The sequence below is a fragment of the Enterobacter sp. T2 genome (assembly GCF_010692925.1).
Taxonomy (GTDB): domain Bacteria; phylum Pseudomonadota; class Gammaproteobacteria; order Enterobacterales; family Enterobacteriaceae; genus Enterobacter; species Enterobacter kobei.
In genome coordinates this window covers 2,783,639-2,797,249 of the sequence record NZ_CP048736.1, presented here as the reverse complement: position 1 = coordinate 2,797,249, position 13,611 = coordinate 2,783,639, and the positions used below count along the sequence as shown (strand labels likewise).

15 protein-coding genes are annotated in these 13,611 nt (G+C 56.4%); 8 read left to right on the top strand and 7 right to left on the bottom strand.

Going from position 1 to position 13,611, the window contains the following annotated elements; all coding sequences use genetic code 11:
- Positions 1–35 precede the first annotated feature (35 nt).
- From sdaA to pabB, 3 genes are all read right to left on the bottom strand, one after another.
- Positions 36–1,400, bottom strand: a complete 1,365-nt coding sequence (gene sdaA, locus G0034_RS13370; RefSeq protein WP_023330634.1) for an L-serine ammonia-lyase — start codon at positions 1,398–1,400, stop codon at positions 36–38.
- Between the two features lie 184 nt (positions 1,401–1,584).
- Positions 1,585–2,163 carry a CoA pyrophosphatase gene (locus G0034_RS13365; RefSeq protein WP_014884275.1) on the bottom strand — a complete coding sequence of 193 codons (579 nt, stop codon included), beginning with the start codon at positions 2,161–2,163 and terminating at the stop codon, positions 1,585–1,587.
- Between the two features lie 2 nt (positions 2,164–2,165).
- Positions 2,166–3,494 (bottom strand): aminodeoxychorismate synthase component 1, encoded by a 1,329-nt coding sequence (gene pabB / locus G0034_RS13360; protein ID WP_014884274.1) that lies wholly within the window; start codon positions 3,492–3,494, stop codon positions 2,166–2,168.
- A 61-nt stretch (positions 3,495–3,555) separates the two neighbouring features.
- On the opposite strand from pabB, the gene G0034_RS13355 reads away from it, so the two are divergent.
- Positions 3,556–3,750, top strand: coding sequence for a YoaH family protein (locus G0034_RS13355; protein WP_014884273.1), 195 nt, complete (start codon positions 3,556–3,558; stop codon positions 3,748–3,750).
- A 6-nt stretch (positions 3,751–3,756) separates the two neighbouring features.
- Here G0034_RS13355 and G0034_RS13350 read toward each other — a convergent pair whose 3' ends face one another.
- Complete coding sequence (locus G0034_RS13350; RefSeq protein ID WP_014884272.1) at positions 3,757–4,101, bottom strand: RidA family protein; 345 nt, start codon at positions 4,099–4,101, stop codon at positions 3,757–3,759.
- A gap of 133 nt (positions 4,102–4,234) precedes the next feature.
- Here G0034_RS13350 and yoaA point away from each other — a divergent pair, with 133 nt between their 5' ends.
- From yoaA to rnd, 5 genes are all read left to right on the top strand, one after another.
- Positions 4,235–6,145 (top strand): DNA repair helicase YoaA, encoded by a 1,911-nt coding sequence (yoaA, locus tag G0034_RS13345; protein ID WP_023330632.1) that lies wholly within the window; start codon positions 4,235–4,237, stop codon positions 6,143–6,145.
- A gap of 66 nt (positions 6,146–6,211) precedes the next feature.
- Complete coding sequence (gene tsaB / locus G0034_RS13340) at positions 6,212–6,907, top strand: tRNA (adenosine(37)-N6)-threonylcarbamoyltransferase complex dimerization subunit type 1 TsaB (protein ID WP_179120953.1); 696 nt, start codon at positions 6,212–6,214, stop codon at positions 6,905–6,907.
- A gap of 37 nt (positions 6,908–6,944) precedes the next feature.
- On the top strand, positions 6,945–7,526 hold the full coding sequence (locus tag G0034_RS13335; protein WP_179120952.1) for a Slp family lipoprotein: 582 nt from the start codon (positions 6,945–6,947) through the stop codon (positions 7,524–7,526).
- A gap of 203 nt (positions 7,527–7,729) precedes the next feature.
- Positions 7,730–9,415: a long-chain-fatty-acid--CoA ligase FadD gene (gene fadD / locus G0034_RS13330; RefSeq protein ID WP_014884268.1), complete on the top strand. Its 1,686-nt coding sequence runs from the start codon at positions 7,730–7,732 to the stop codon at positions 9,413–9,415.
- An 83-nt stretch (positions 9,416–9,498) separates the two neighbouring features.
- Positions 9,499–10,614, top strand: coding sequence for a ribonuclease D (rnd, locus tag G0034_RS13325; RefSeq protein ID WP_165765181.1), 1,116 nt, complete (start codon positions 9,499–9,501; stop codon positions 10,612–10,614).
- Positions 10,615–10,688: 74 nt separating this feature from the next.
- Here rnd and minE read toward each other — a convergent pair whose 3' ends face one another.
- From minE to minC, 3 genes are read right to left on the bottom strand one after another with little or no spacing between them, the layout of a single operon-like run.
- Complete coding sequence (gene minE, locus G0034_RS13320) at positions 10,689–10,958, bottom strand: cell division topological specificity factor MinE (protein ID WP_008500504.1); 270 nt, start codon at positions 10,956–10,958, stop codon at positions 10,689–10,691.
- A gap of 3 nt (positions 10,959–10,961) precedes the next feature.
- Positions 10,962–11,774, bottom strand: coding sequence for a septum site-determining protein MinD (gene minD, locus G0034_RS13315; protein ID WP_014884266.1), 813 nt, complete (start codon positions 11,772–11,774; stop codon positions 10,962–10,964).
- A gap of 23 nt (positions 11,775–11,797) precedes the next feature.
- Positions 11,798–12,505, bottom strand: a complete 708-nt coding sequence (gene minC, locus G0034_RS13310; protein ID WP_014884265.1) for a septum site-determining protein MinC — start codon at positions 12,503–12,505, stop codon at positions 11,798–11,800.
- 123 nt (positions 12,506–12,628) lie between these two features.
- On the opposite strand from minC, the gene G0034_RS13305 reads away from it, so the two are divergent.
- Both G0034_RS13305 and G0034_RS13300 read left to right on the top strand, forming a co-directional pair.
- Positions 12,629–12,904, top strand: coding sequence for a YcgL domain-containing protein (locus G0034_RS13305; RefSeq protein ID WP_014884264.1), 276 nt, complete (start codon positions 12,629–12,631; stop codon positions 12,902–12,904).
- A 46-nt stretch (positions 12,905–12,950) separates the two neighbouring features.
- Positions 12,951–13,610: a fumarylacetoacetate hydrolase family protein gene (locus G0034_RS13300; RefSeq protein ID WP_179120951.1), complete on the top strand. Its 660-nt coding sequence runs from the start codon at positions 12,951–12,953 to the stop codon at positions 13,608–13,610.
- Position 13,611: the final 1 nt, after the last annotated feature.

The window sequence follows — 13,611 nt, the reverse complement described above, 5'->3', positions numbered from 1 at the left end:
TTCGCCCATCCGTTGCAGATGGGCGAAAGCGAGTATTAGTCGCACTGCACCTTAATAGCCAGACCACCACGAGACGTCTCACGGTACTTCGCGTTCATGTCTTTGCCGGTTTCGTACATGGTTTCGATGACCTTATCCAGCGACACGCGCGGTTCGCTGGTACGGCGCATCGCCATGCGTGAGGCGTTGATCGCTTTGACAGAGGCAATCGCGTTACGCTCAATGCACGGTACCTGTACCTGGCCCGCGACAGGGTCACAGGTCAGACCGAGGTTATGCTCCATACCAATCTCTGCCGCCACGCAAACCTGTTCAGGGCTTGCACCCAACAGTTCAGCCAGACCGGCGGCAGCCATCGAGCAGGCAACGCCCACTTCACCCTGACAGCCCACTTCCGCACCGGAGATGGACGCGTTCATCTTGTACAGCGCGCCGATGGCCCCTGCCGCGAGGAAATAGCGGATGTAGATATCGGGCGTGACAGGCTCAATAAAGTGATCGTAGTAGGCCAGTACCGCTGGAACGATGCCGCAGGCACCGTTGGTTGGCGCCGTCACGACACGGCCACCGGCGGCGTTCTCTTCGTTAACCGCCAGGGCAAACATGTTTACCCAGTCGACCACGTTCATCGGATCATTCGAGAATTTATCCGTGGTCACCAGCATACGGCGCAGGGCAGAGGCACGACGCGGCACGCGCAGTGGCCCAGGCAATACGCCTTCGGTGTTCATCCCGCGGTCAATACAGGCGCGCATGGTTTGCCACACGTTAGCAAAATAGTCTTCAATCTCTTTTTTGCTGTGCAGCGCCAGTTCGTTCTGCATAACCATACCGGACAGGGAAAGACCGGTCTCTTTGCAGTACCCCAACATCTCGGTAGCCGACTTAAACGGATACGGGACGCTGACGTCGCCAACGCTGTCTTTGCCAAAATGCTCTTCATCCACGATGAAGCCACCGCCGATGGAGTAGTACGTTTTGCTGTAAATCTCTTTTTCACCGCTCCAGGCATGAATGGTCATGCCGTTTTCATGCAGCGGCAGGTTGTCGCTGCGAAAACGCATGCCGTCATCCTGCGGGAAATCCACTTCATGCTGGCCGTTAGCCAGCAGCAGGCGTCCGCGCGTTTCCACGTCGCGGATAAATGCCGGGATGGCATCAATATCAACAGTGTCCGGCATATTGCCTGCCAGACCCATAATAATGGCGATATCGGTGTGGTGGCCTTTACCCGTTAATGACAGTGATCCGTAAACGTCTACGGCGACACGGGTAACGCTTTCCAGTAATCCTTTTTCGACCAGATCATCGACGAACTGTTTACCGGCCTTCATAGGCCCAACAGTATGGGAAGACGAAGGGCCAATTCCCACTTTAAACATGTCGAATATACTAATCACTTTCACACTCCTGACAGGGTTACCGGGGTTCCAGTAACGATGTTATAACTGCGCATAGTGTAAGAGGGAACACCGACCTCGGCTTAACTATTCACATGAATTAAACTAATGGTTAACGATGGGTTTTGCTAATAGCGCGACGCGGATCGCAAACCTGCAAAAAAGGATGGAATGTAAAGTATAGTCAAGGTTTCAGGCCGATTTGCAGCGCCAGTTCACGAATGATCCCCGCCGTCATGCCCCAGACAAAATAATGCTGATACCAGGACAACCAGACCCGATGATCATGCCCTCGACGCTGAATATCCAGCGGATGATAACGGCTCAGCCGGAGCGCCTCTTCAAGCGGCATCTCAAACACGGCTGACACTTCATCGACGCTGGCGTGATACTGCAGGCCCGGCGGGATAATACCCACCACGGGCGTGACCTGAAAACCGGTCACGCTGTCGACCGGCGGCAGCACGCCTATCACCTCGACCGCCTCAGGCGGGATGGCCACTTCTTCCTGGGCTTCCCGCAGCGCGGCGGCGATCAGCGACGCATCAGTGCTGTCCACCGCGCCTCCGGGAAAAGCAACCTGACCGGCGTGTTTACGCATATGCGGCGAGCGCTGCGTCAGCAACAGCCCCGGCTGCTCCCGGCGCACCACCGGGATCAGCACCGCCGCCTGACGTTGATTCAGCGTGGCGCGGTTGACCTGCGGTCGCAAAAGCTGAAAGCGCGACAGAAAATCATCCAGCGTCAGGTTCTCTTTCTCCACCGTTAGTTCTCCAGTTGTTTCAGGATACGGTTAACTTTATCAAAGGTTTCCTGATATTCCGCCTCGACCTGGCTATCCGCCACAATGCCACCGCCTGCAGAGCAGTACAGATTGCCGTCGCAGGCCGTCAGGGTACGAATGGTGATGCTGGTATCCATGGTGCCGCACAGGCTGATATAGCCGATACTGCCGCACCAGGCGTTGCGGCGGTGCGGTTCCAGTTCGTCGATGATCGCCATCGCGCGAATTTTGGGGGCTCCGGTGATGGAGCCGCCCGGAAACGCTGCGCGAAGCAGATCGCAGGCGGTGCGCGTGGCGGGCAGGCGCGCGGTAATGGTGCTGACCAGATGATGTACCGCCGGGAAAGGCTCGACGACAAACAGCTCCGGCACGCGCACGCTGCCGGGTTCGGCGACGCGGCCAATATCGTTACGCATCAGGTCGACGATCATCAGGTTCTCGGCGCGATCTTTCGGCGATGCGGCGAGTTTCTCCGCCTGCTGGCGATCGGCGTTGGGGTCCGCCAGACGCGGTAGTGTGCCTTTAATCGGGCGGGTTTGAATGACCCCTTCGGCCAGATGAATAAAGCGCTCTGGCGACAGGCTGAGGATAGCGCCCTGAGGCAGACGTACGAATGCGCTGAACGGCGCCTTGTTGCTGGCATTAAGTCGGGAAAACGCCTGCCACTCATCTCCGTGATAAGTCGCCTGGAAACGCTGGGCAAGGTTCACCTGATAACAGTCGCCGCTTTGCAGATACGCCTGAACGCGCGCGAATTTTTCAGCGTATTCCGTCTCGCTCATATTCGAGCGCCAGCCGGAGGTCAGCCTGAACGTCTGGGCCGGGGCGGGCTGTTGCGCTTCAAGCCAGGCCAGTCGCGCCTGCACGTCACTATGGCTCAGCAGAGAAACCGTTTTTTTCTGGTGATCGACAATTAACGCCCAGTCATACAGCCCCACGGCCATGTCTGGCAGGGAAATATCAGCCTGCGCATGCTCGGGCAGCGTTTCGAAACGGCGACCCAAATCGTAGCCAAACAGACCAAGCGCGCCACCCTGAAAAGGGAGATCCGGGTCTGGGGTGGCGGATAAGCCCAACGCGTTGAGCGCTTGCTGAAGCTGCATCAGGGGATCATCCGTCGGCGCCAGGTCATCGGTTGTCAGCGTTTTAAGCGGGTCGGCAACCAGAATATCAAAGCGGCTGTAGGGGTGATCCGCATGGCCAGAATGCAGCAGCATGGCAAAGGGAAGGTGGCTTATGCGGGCAAACCAGAACTCCGCGGCGTCAGCACGCCAGGGCAACGTCAATACAGTGGGGAAGCGCATGTTCATGTGTGGCATACTACCGGGCAGCGTGAAATAATTAGCGCGAATAATTTAGCAGGAGTTGACGATGTTTGCAGGTTTACCTTCTCTGAGCCATGAACAGCAGCAGAAAGCGGTTGAGCGAATTCAGGAACTGATGTCCCAGGGAATGAGCAGCGGACAGGCGATTACCGTCGTCGCTCAGGAGATTCGCGCCAGTCATTCCGGCGAGCGGATTGTGGCGCGATTCGAAGATGATGATCCAGAAGATCAAGAGGAGTGATCGGGCTTAAACCGCCGCGATAATCTTAATTTCGACCTTATACTCCGGTTTCATCAGCGTGGCCTGTACAGTGCAGCGTACAGGCGCGTGACCCGCCACCACCCATGCATCCCAGGCTTTGTTCATCGCCGCAAAATCATCTTTATTGGCCAGAAAAATGGTCGCATCCAGAATGCGGGATTTATCGCTGCCCTGTTTTTCCAGCACGGCATCAATTTGCGCCAGCGTGTTGGCCGTTTGCTCGAAGGCATCCGCGTCCAGGTTAGCCGGTACGCCAGTGTAGTAGAGCGTCTGGTTGTGGATCACCACATCAGACCAGCGGGCTTCGGCATCAATGCGCTTAATCGTCATAAACGTTTCCTCGTTATTTTTCGTCATCAGGCGGCAAGACTGCCATATTGTGCCGGCGTCGTCACTATTTGGGGTGGCACTGGAGAGGCGGGACTGACATAATCCCTGTGCAAAAATACAGTGAGAGAGCACCGTGGCAGACGATTTTTCCCCTGAAGGTCAGTTAGCACAAGCGATTCCCGGCTTCAAACCGCGTGAACCTCAGCGGCAGATGGCGCATGCCGTAGCGCACGCTATCGACAAGGCGCAGCCGCTGGTGGTCGAGGCCGGTACCGGCACGGGGAAAACCTACGCGTACCTCGCTCCGGCGCTGCGGGCAAAAAAGAAGGTCATTATCTCCACCGGTTCAAAAGCGCTGCAGGATCAGCTCTACAGCCGCGATTTGCCCACCGTGGCGAAAGCGCTGAAATACAAGGGCCGACTGGCGCTGCTGAAAGGCCGTTCTAACTACCTTTGCCTGGAACGCCTTGAACAGCAGGCGCTGGCGGGCGGCGATCTGCCGGTTCAGACCCTGAGCGACGTGATTATCCTTCGCGCCTGGGCCAACCAGACGGAAGAGGGGGATATCAGCACCTGTGCGAGCGTGCCGGAAGACTCTCCTGCCTGGCCACTGGTGACCAGCACCAACGACAACTGCCTCGGCAGCGACTGTCCGCTGTATAAAGATTGCTTTGTGGTGAAAGCGCGTAAAACGGCGATGGATGCCGATGTGGTGGTGGTCAACCACCATCTGTTCCTCGCAGATATGGTGGTTAAGGACAGCGGCTTCGGTGAGCTGATCCCTGAAGCGGATGTCATGATCTTCGATGAAGCCCACCAGCTTCCGGATATCGCCAGCCAGTATTTTGGCCAGTCGCTCTCCAGCCGCCAGCTGCAGGACCTGGCAAAAGATTTCACCATCGCCTACCGGACCGAACTCAAAGATACCCAGCAGTTGCAGAAGTGTGCCGACCGCCTGGCGCAAAGCGCGCAGGATTTCCGTTTACAGCTTGGTGAACCCGGCTATCGCGGTAACCTGCGCGAGCTGCTGGCGGACAAAAACATCCAGCGCGCGCTGCTGCTGCTCGACGATGCCCTTGAACTCTGTTATGACGTCGCGAAGCTGTCGCTTGGTCGCTCCGCACTGCTGGATGCCGCCTTCGAACGCGCCACGTTGTACCGCGGACGGCTGAAACGGCTGAAAGAAATCAACCAGCCAGGGTACAGCTACTGGTATGAATGCACCTCGCGCCACTTCACCCTGGCGCTTACGCCGCTGACCGTGGCCGATAAATTTAAAGAGGTGATGGCGCAGAAACCGGGAAGCTGGATCTTTACCTCGGCAACCCTGTCGGTGAATGACGATCTGCACCACTTTACCGAGCGCCTCGGCATTGAGCAGGCGGAGTCGCTGCTGCTGCCAAGCCCGTTTGATTATGAAAAGCAGGCGCTGCTCTGCGTCCCGCGCAATTTACCGCTGCCAAACCAGCCGGGTGCGGCGCGTCATCTGGCGGCGATGCTAAAGCCCATGATTGAGGCCAACAACGGCCGCTGCTTTATGCTTTGCACGTCGCACGCCATGATGCGTGACCTCGCCGAGCAGTTCCGTGCCACCATGACCCTGCCGGTGCTGTTGCAGGGGGAAACCAGCAAAGGACAACTGCTCCAGCAGTTTGTCAGCGCCGGTAATGCCCTGCTGGTGGCGACCAGCAGCTTCTGGGAAGGGGTGGATGTGCGTGGCGATACGCTCTCGCTGGTCATTATCGACAAACTACCGTTTACCTCCCCGGATGACCCGCTGTTGAAAGCGCGGATGGAAGACTGCCGCCTGCGCGGAGGCGATCCGTTCGACGAGGTTCAGCTGCCTGAGGCGGTCATCACGCTCAAGCAAGGGGTAGGGCGCTTAATCCGCGACGTGACCGATCGCGGCGTGCTGGTTATCTGCGATAACCGGCTGGTCATGCGCCCTTACGGCGCAACCTTCCTTGCGAGCCTCCCTCCAGCGCCACGGACGCGGGATATAAAACGCGCGGTGCGTTTTCTGGCAAACCCAACGGCGGAGTAATTTGCCCCGGAGTGTGCTAAGATGCGCGCCATTTTGTGACTGACCCTTGCGAGAGCGCGACGACTGATGCGAATTCTGGCTATTGATACCGCAACAGAGGCTTGCTCTGTTGCTCTGCTGAGTGATGGTGCTGTTTCTGCTCATTTCGAAGAGTGCCCACGGGAACACACCCAACGTATTCTGCCCCTGGTAAAAGACATTTTAACTCAGGGCAACACCGCCTTAACCGACCTTGATGCCCTGGCCTTTGGCCGCGGGCCCGGCAGCTTTACGGGCGTCCGTATTGGTATTGGCATTGCTCAGGGACTGGCGCTGGGCGCTGACCTGCCGATGATCGGCGTCTCTACGCTTGCGACGATGGCGCAGGGGGCCTGGCGTATGATGGGCGCCACCCGCGTGCTGGCTGCCATTGATGCCCGCATGGGGGAAGTTTACTGGGCGGAATATACCCGTGATGAGAACGGCGTCTGGCACGGCGAAGAGACGGAAGCGGTACTTAAACCTGACGCGGTCACTGAACGTCTTAAGCAACTGTCCGGCGAGTGGGCGACCGTGGGGACGGGCTGGCCGGCATGGCCAGACATGGCGAACGACACTGGCGTGACGCTGGTGGACGGCAACATGCTGCTGCCAGCGGCGGAAGACATGCTTCCGATTGCCACTCAGCTGCTCGCAGCAGGAAAAACCGTTGCCGTTGAACACGCGGAGCCGGTTTATTTGCGAAACACCGTCGCGTGGAAGAAACTTCCGGGCCGCGAGTGAATCTCAGTAACAGGAACTGAGAAAAAGGAGTCGCATCATGGCGGTTCAGACTAAAGTAGTACGCCTTTTTATGGCAGGCGCGGTTGCCATAGCACTGAGCGGATGCGTATCCGTCCCTGATGCGATCAAGGGCAGTAGCCCGACGCCCCAGCAGGATCTGGTTCGGGTGATGAATGCGCCTGAGCTTTACGTCGGCCAGGAAGCGCGCTTCGGCGGGAAAGTGATCGAGGTGCAGAACCAGCAGGGGAAAACCCGGCTGGAGATTGCTACCGTGCCGCTGGACAGCGGTGCGCGACCCGTACTGGGTGAGGCCTCCCGGGGACGCATCTATGCGGATGTCAGTGGTTTCCTCGATCCCGTTGATTTCCGTGGGCAACTGGTGACCGTCGTCGGACCGATAACCGGCGCCGTGCAGGGTAAAATCGGTAACACGCCTTATAAATTCATGACCATGCAGGTCAGTGGGTATAAACGCTGGCGTCTGGCACAGCAGGTGATCATGCCGCCTCAGCCGATTGACCCGTGGATGTGGGGTCCGCATCCTTATCGTTATGGTTACCCGGGTTGGGGCTGGTATAACCCCGGTCCTGCGCAGGTCCAGACGATCGTAACTGAGTAACTTACTGTTATTGCTAGGAAAGAGACAGCGGCTTAGCCGCTGTCTCTGTTTTTTTACGGATAATACGAAAAAAAAGAGTGACGCGCTTCGCAACCTTAAATCTGAACAATTAATAAACTGGTACGCTGAGTTAATATAATGTTAACAAACTGTTTATTATCGGGGTTGTGATGACGACGAACACTCATTTCAGAGGTGATGCATTGAAAAAGGTTTGGCTTAACCGTTATCCCGCAGATGTTCCTGCCGAGATCAATCCTGACCGTTATCAATCCCTGGTTGAATTATTTGAACACTCGGTAAGGCGTTACGCAGACCAGCCCGCATTTGTGAATATGGGCGAGGTAATGACGTTCCGTAAGCTTGAGGAGCGTAGCCGGGCGTTTGCGGCCTATCTGCAGGAAGGGCTTGGGCTGCAAAAAGGAGACCGCGTCGCGCTGATGATGCCGAACCTGCTGCAATACCCGGTGGCGCTGTTCGGCATCCTGCGTGCCGGGATGATTGTCGTCAACGTCAACCCGCTTTACACCCCGCGCGAGCTGGAACACCAGCTCAACGACAGCGGTGCGGTGGCGATAGTTATTGTTTCTAACTTTGCCCATACCCTGGAAAAAGTGGTCGACAAAACCCAGGTTAAACACGTCATCCTGACGCGCATGGGGGATCAGCTGTCCACCGCCAAAGGGACGCTGGTTAACTTTGTGGTTAAATACGTCAAGCGCCTGGTGCCAAAATACCATCTGCCGGATGCCATCTCCTTCCGCCGTGCGCTGCATGCGGGCTATCGCATGCAATACGTCAAACCGGAAGTGGTCTCTGAGGACCTCGCTTTTCTGCAATACACCGGTGGCACAACCGGCGTGGCCAAAGGGGCGATGCTAACCCACCGCAACATGCTGGCAAACCTTGAACAGGTCAATGCCACCTACGGGCCGCTGCTGCATCCGGGCAAAGAACTGGTGATCACGGCGCTACCGCTGTATCACATTTTCGCGCTGACCATGAACTGCCTGCTGTTTATCGAGCTGGGCGGTCAAAACGTCCTGATCACTAACCCGCGAGACATTCCGGGGCTGGTGAAAGAGCTGGCAAAATACCCCTTCACCGCCATGACCGGGGTAAATACCTTGTTCAACGCGTTGCTCAACAATAAAGAATTCCAGCAGCTGGATTTCTCAACGTTGCACCTCTCTGCGGGAGGCGGTATGCCGGTTCAGCAGGCGGTCGCCGAGCGCTGGGTGAAACTCACCGGGCAGTATCTGCTGGAAGGTTATGGCCTGACGGAATGCGCACCGCTGGTCAGCGTCAACCCGCATGACATTGACTACCACAGCGGAAGCATTGGCCTGCCGGTTCCCTCCACGGAGGCCAAACTGGTCGATGACAACGATAACGAAGTCGCGCCGGGCGAACCGGGCGAGCTGTGCGTGAAAGGGCCGCAGGTGATGCTGGGCTACTGGCAACGCCCGGATGCAACAGACGAAATCATTAAAGACGGCTGGCTGCATACCGGCGATATTGCGGTGATGGATGACGAAGGCTTCCTGCGCATCGTCGATCGCAAAAAAGATATGATTCTGGTCTCCGGTTTCAACGTCTATCCGAACGAAATCGAAGACGTGGTCATGCAGCACAGCGGCGTGCTGGAAGTTGCGGCAGTGGGCGTGCCTTCCGGCAGCAGCGGGGAAGCGGTGAAGATATTTGTGGTCAAAAAAGATCCTTCACTCACCGAGGAAGCGCTGATAACGTTCTGTCGTCGTCAACTGACGGGCTATAAAGTGCCGAAGCTGGTGGAATTCCGCGATGAGCTGCCGAAATCCAACGTCGGGAAGATATTACGACGAGAATTACGTGACGAAGCCCGTGCCAAAGTAGACAATAAGGCCTGAGCTTCACGTTAATCGCCCTGACGCCGGTTAAGCCGGCGTTTTTTATGGGCGCAAACAAAAGAGAATCCGATTTGAATTACCAGATGATCACGACCAACGACGAGCTGGCTTCGCTGTGCGAAGTGACGCGCGACTTTCCTGCCATCGCTCTGGATACCGAGTTTGTCCGTACCCGGACGTACTATCCGCAGCTGGGTTTGATTCAGATGTATGACGGCAAGCACGTCTCGCTGATCGACCCGCTCGGCATCACCGACTGGACGCCGATGCGTGACCTGCTGCTGGATACGGCAGTAACAAAATACCTGCACGCAGGCAGTGAAGATCTGGAAGTTTTTCTGAATACCTTTGGCATCATGCCTCAGCCGCTGATCGATACGCAGATCCTCGCGGCTTTTAGCGGTCGTCCGCTCTCCTGGGGCTTTGCCGCCATGGTGGAGGAGTATACGGGCCTGACGCTGGACAAAAGTGAATCCCGTACTGACTGGCTGGCGCGCCCGCTTACCGAACGTCAGCTGGAATATGCGGCGGCAGACGTGTTTTACCTGCTGCCGATTGCCGGACAACTGATGAAAGAGGCGGAGGCCTCCGGCTGGCTCTCTGCCGCGCTGGACGAGTGTCGTATGACGCAGCTGCGTCGCCAGGAAGTGGTTGATCCGAAAGACGCCTGGCGTGATATCAGCAACGCCTGGCAGCTGCGTACGCGTCAGCTGGCGTGCCTGCAGCTGTTAGCTGACTGGCGTTTACGCAAAGCGCGCGAGCGCGATCTGGCGGTTAACTTTGTGGTGCGCGAGGAACATCTCTGGGCAGTTGCGCGCTATATGCCGGGTAGCCTGGGGGAGCTGGACAGCATTGGGCTTTCGGGCAGTGAGATCCGTTTCCACGGTAAAACCCTGCTGGCGCTGGTCGCAAAAGCGCAGGCGTTGCCGGAAGATACGCTGCCGGAACCGCTGTTGAATCTGATGGATATGCCGGGTTACCGCAAAGCGTTTAAGGATATCAAAGCGCTGGTGCAGAACGTCGCCACTGAAAGTAAGCTGAGTGCTGAGCTGCTGGCATCGCGTCGTCAGATTAACCAGCTGCTGAACTGGCACTGGAAGCTGAAACCGCAGAATGGCCTGCCGGAACTGATGGCGGGCTGGCGTGGGGAATTGATGGCCGATCGTCTGAATACCCTGCTGGAAGGGTATCCGCGGTAAAAAATATGCCGGGCGATATACCCGGCATATTCCCCCGGTGGCGCTGCGCTTACCGGGGCTACAAAATCACAACCCTACGGGCGCGACTCTTCCGCTTCCGGTAGCGTCACGTTCAGCTCCAGAATCGAAATATCCCCGTCTTTTTGCTCCAGCTGCACCGTGACCATCTCCGGGTCAATCTGTACGTACTTACAGATCACTTCCAGGATGTCCTTACGCAGCTGCGGCAGGTAATGAGGCTCGGCGTCGCTACGACGACGCTCCGCAACGATGATTTGCAGACGTTCTTTTGCGATGTTGGCGGTGTTCTTTTTCCGCGAGAGAAAAAAGTCCAGTAATGCCATAACTTATCCTCCGAACAGGCGTTTGAGGAAACCTTTCTTCTCTTCTTCAATGAAGCGGAAAGGACGTTCTTCTCCCAGCAGACGGTCAACAGTATCAGCATACGCTTTACCTGCATCTGCCGTCGTATCAAGGATCACGGGCTCGCCCTGGTTAGAGGCGCGCAGCACGGACTGGTCTTCCGGGATGACGCCCACCAGTTTAATGCGCAGGATCTCCAGTACGTCTTCCATGCTCAGCATGTCACCTTTGTTGACGCGACCCGGGTTATAACGGGTCAGCAGCAGGTGCTCTTTGATCGGCTCTTCGCCATTTTCCGCACGACGGGATTTGGAGGCGAGGATGCCGAGAATACGGTCGGAGTCACGCACGGATGAGACTTCAGGGTTGGTGGTGATGATCGCTTCATCAGCAAAGTAGAGTGCCATCAGGGCACCGGTTTCGATGCCGGCAGGGGAGTCACAGACAACGAAGTCGAACTCCATTTTTCTCAGCTCCTCGAGTACCTTTTCGACACCTTCACGGGTCAGGGCGTCTTTGTCACGCGTCTGAGAGGCCGGGAGGATGTAGAGGTTCTCGGTGCGCTTGTCTTTAATCAGCGCCTGGTTCAGCGTGGCATCGCCCTGAATGACGTTGACGAAGTCATACACGACGCGACGCTCACATCCCATAATCAGGTCGAGGTTACGCAGACCGATATCGAAGTCGATAACGACGGTTTTCTTTCCCTTCTGGGCCAAACCAGTAGCGATGGCCGCGCTGGAGGTGGTCTTGCCAACGCCTCCTTTACCCGAAGTAACAACAATAATGCGTGCCATAGAAATTCCTTGTTAAAAAGGGATCAATTCAACGGTTGAACGGTCAACGCGTCGTCTGCCAGTCGCAGACGAGCCGCTTTGCCATAAAATTCGGCTGGGATCTTGTCGCTCAGCCAATATTCACCTGCGATGGACACCAGTTCCGCCGTCAGGTGAGTACAAAATATTTGCGCGTCCCGATCGCCACTTGCGCCTGCGAGCGCACGTCCACGCATCATACCGTAAACGTGAATATTGCCATCTGCAATAAGCTCTGCGCCAGCACTGACGTGGCTTGTAACAATCAGATCACAGTTTGGTGCATAAATGCGCTGACCGGAACGAACCGGTACGTCAATCATTCGCGTTTTTGTGACGGGAGTAACGTTTTGCACTACAGGAGGGGGCGCCTGCACGGCAGCAGAGGCTGCACGCGGGGCTTTTTCTTTACCTTCATTAAGAAGGGGCAGCCCGGCACGGTCGATTTCCGCTTTCAGCTCGCTATCTTTACAGCCACTGATGCCGACAATTCGCAGGCCAGTAGAGGAGACGGCCTGCTGGAGAAGTTTCCAGTTAACCGGAGCCTCAAGACCACTCACGTTGATAACAACAGGGGCGTGTTTCAGAAAAGCGGGAGCCTGCGCGATTTTGTCTTCTAACGCCTGACGAATAACCTCGGGTTTTGCATCATGCAAATGTACCACTGATAAGGTGAAGCTACTGCCTTTAAGCTCGATGGGCGTGTTTGACATCCTGGCCTTACTCAATTTGCTATTAACCGCAACCATTCGCTGCGATATTCCGAAGAGTATCAGGCATGTTATAGTCAGGAGTATATTGAGGCAAGCAACCACCCATTAATTCAGAGTAAAAACATGTTTTGTGTGATCTACAGAAGTACAAGCCGTGACCAGACCTATCTTTATGTCGAAAAGAAAGACGATTTTTCACGCGTGCCTGAAGAATTAATGAAGAGCTTTGGCCGACCACAGCTGGCGATGCTGCTGCCGCTGGATGGTCGTAAGAAACTGGTCAATGCCGATCTGGATAAAGTGAAAACGGCATTAGCCGAGCAAGGCTATTATTTACAGCTTCCACCACCGCCTGAGAATTTATTAAAACAGCACCTTGAGGCGAACGGGAAAAAATAGTCTCAGCTGTTTCGGGCGCATCACATCAACCGATTAGGGGTCGAGCATGTATCAACATCATAACTGGCAAGGTGCGTTACTGGATTATCCCGTCAGCAAAGTGGTCTGCGTGGGCAGTAACTACGCAAAGCATATTCAGGAGATGGGCAGCGCAACACCAGAAGAGCCGGTTCTGTTTATTAAGCCAGAGACGGCGCTTTGCGATATCCGCCAGCCGCTGGCGTTGCCGCAGGGGCTGGGGTCGGTGCATCACGAAGTTGAGCTCGCGGTGCTGATCGGCGCGACGCTGCGCCAGGCCTCAGAAGAACATGTTAAAAAAGCGATTGCCGGATACGGCGTGGCGTTGGACCTCACCCTGCGTGACGTGCAGGGCAAAATGAAGAAAGCAGGGCAGCCGTGGGAAAAAGCCAAAGGGTTTGATAATTCCTGCCCCATCTCGGCGTTTGTGCCGGTGAGCGAATTTACCGGCGATCCGCAGGACACGCCGCTCAGCCTGAAGATTAACGGCGAGATCCGCCAGCAGGGCACCACCGCGGACATGATCCATAAGATTGTGCCGCTGATCGCCTACATGAGCCGCTTCTTCACCCTGAAACCCGGAGATGTGATCCTGACCGGTACGCCTGAAGGGGTTGGCCCGCTCCTCAGCGGCGATGAGCTGGAGGTCGGTTTTAACGGCCTGTCGCTGAAAACCCGCGTGCTGTAAC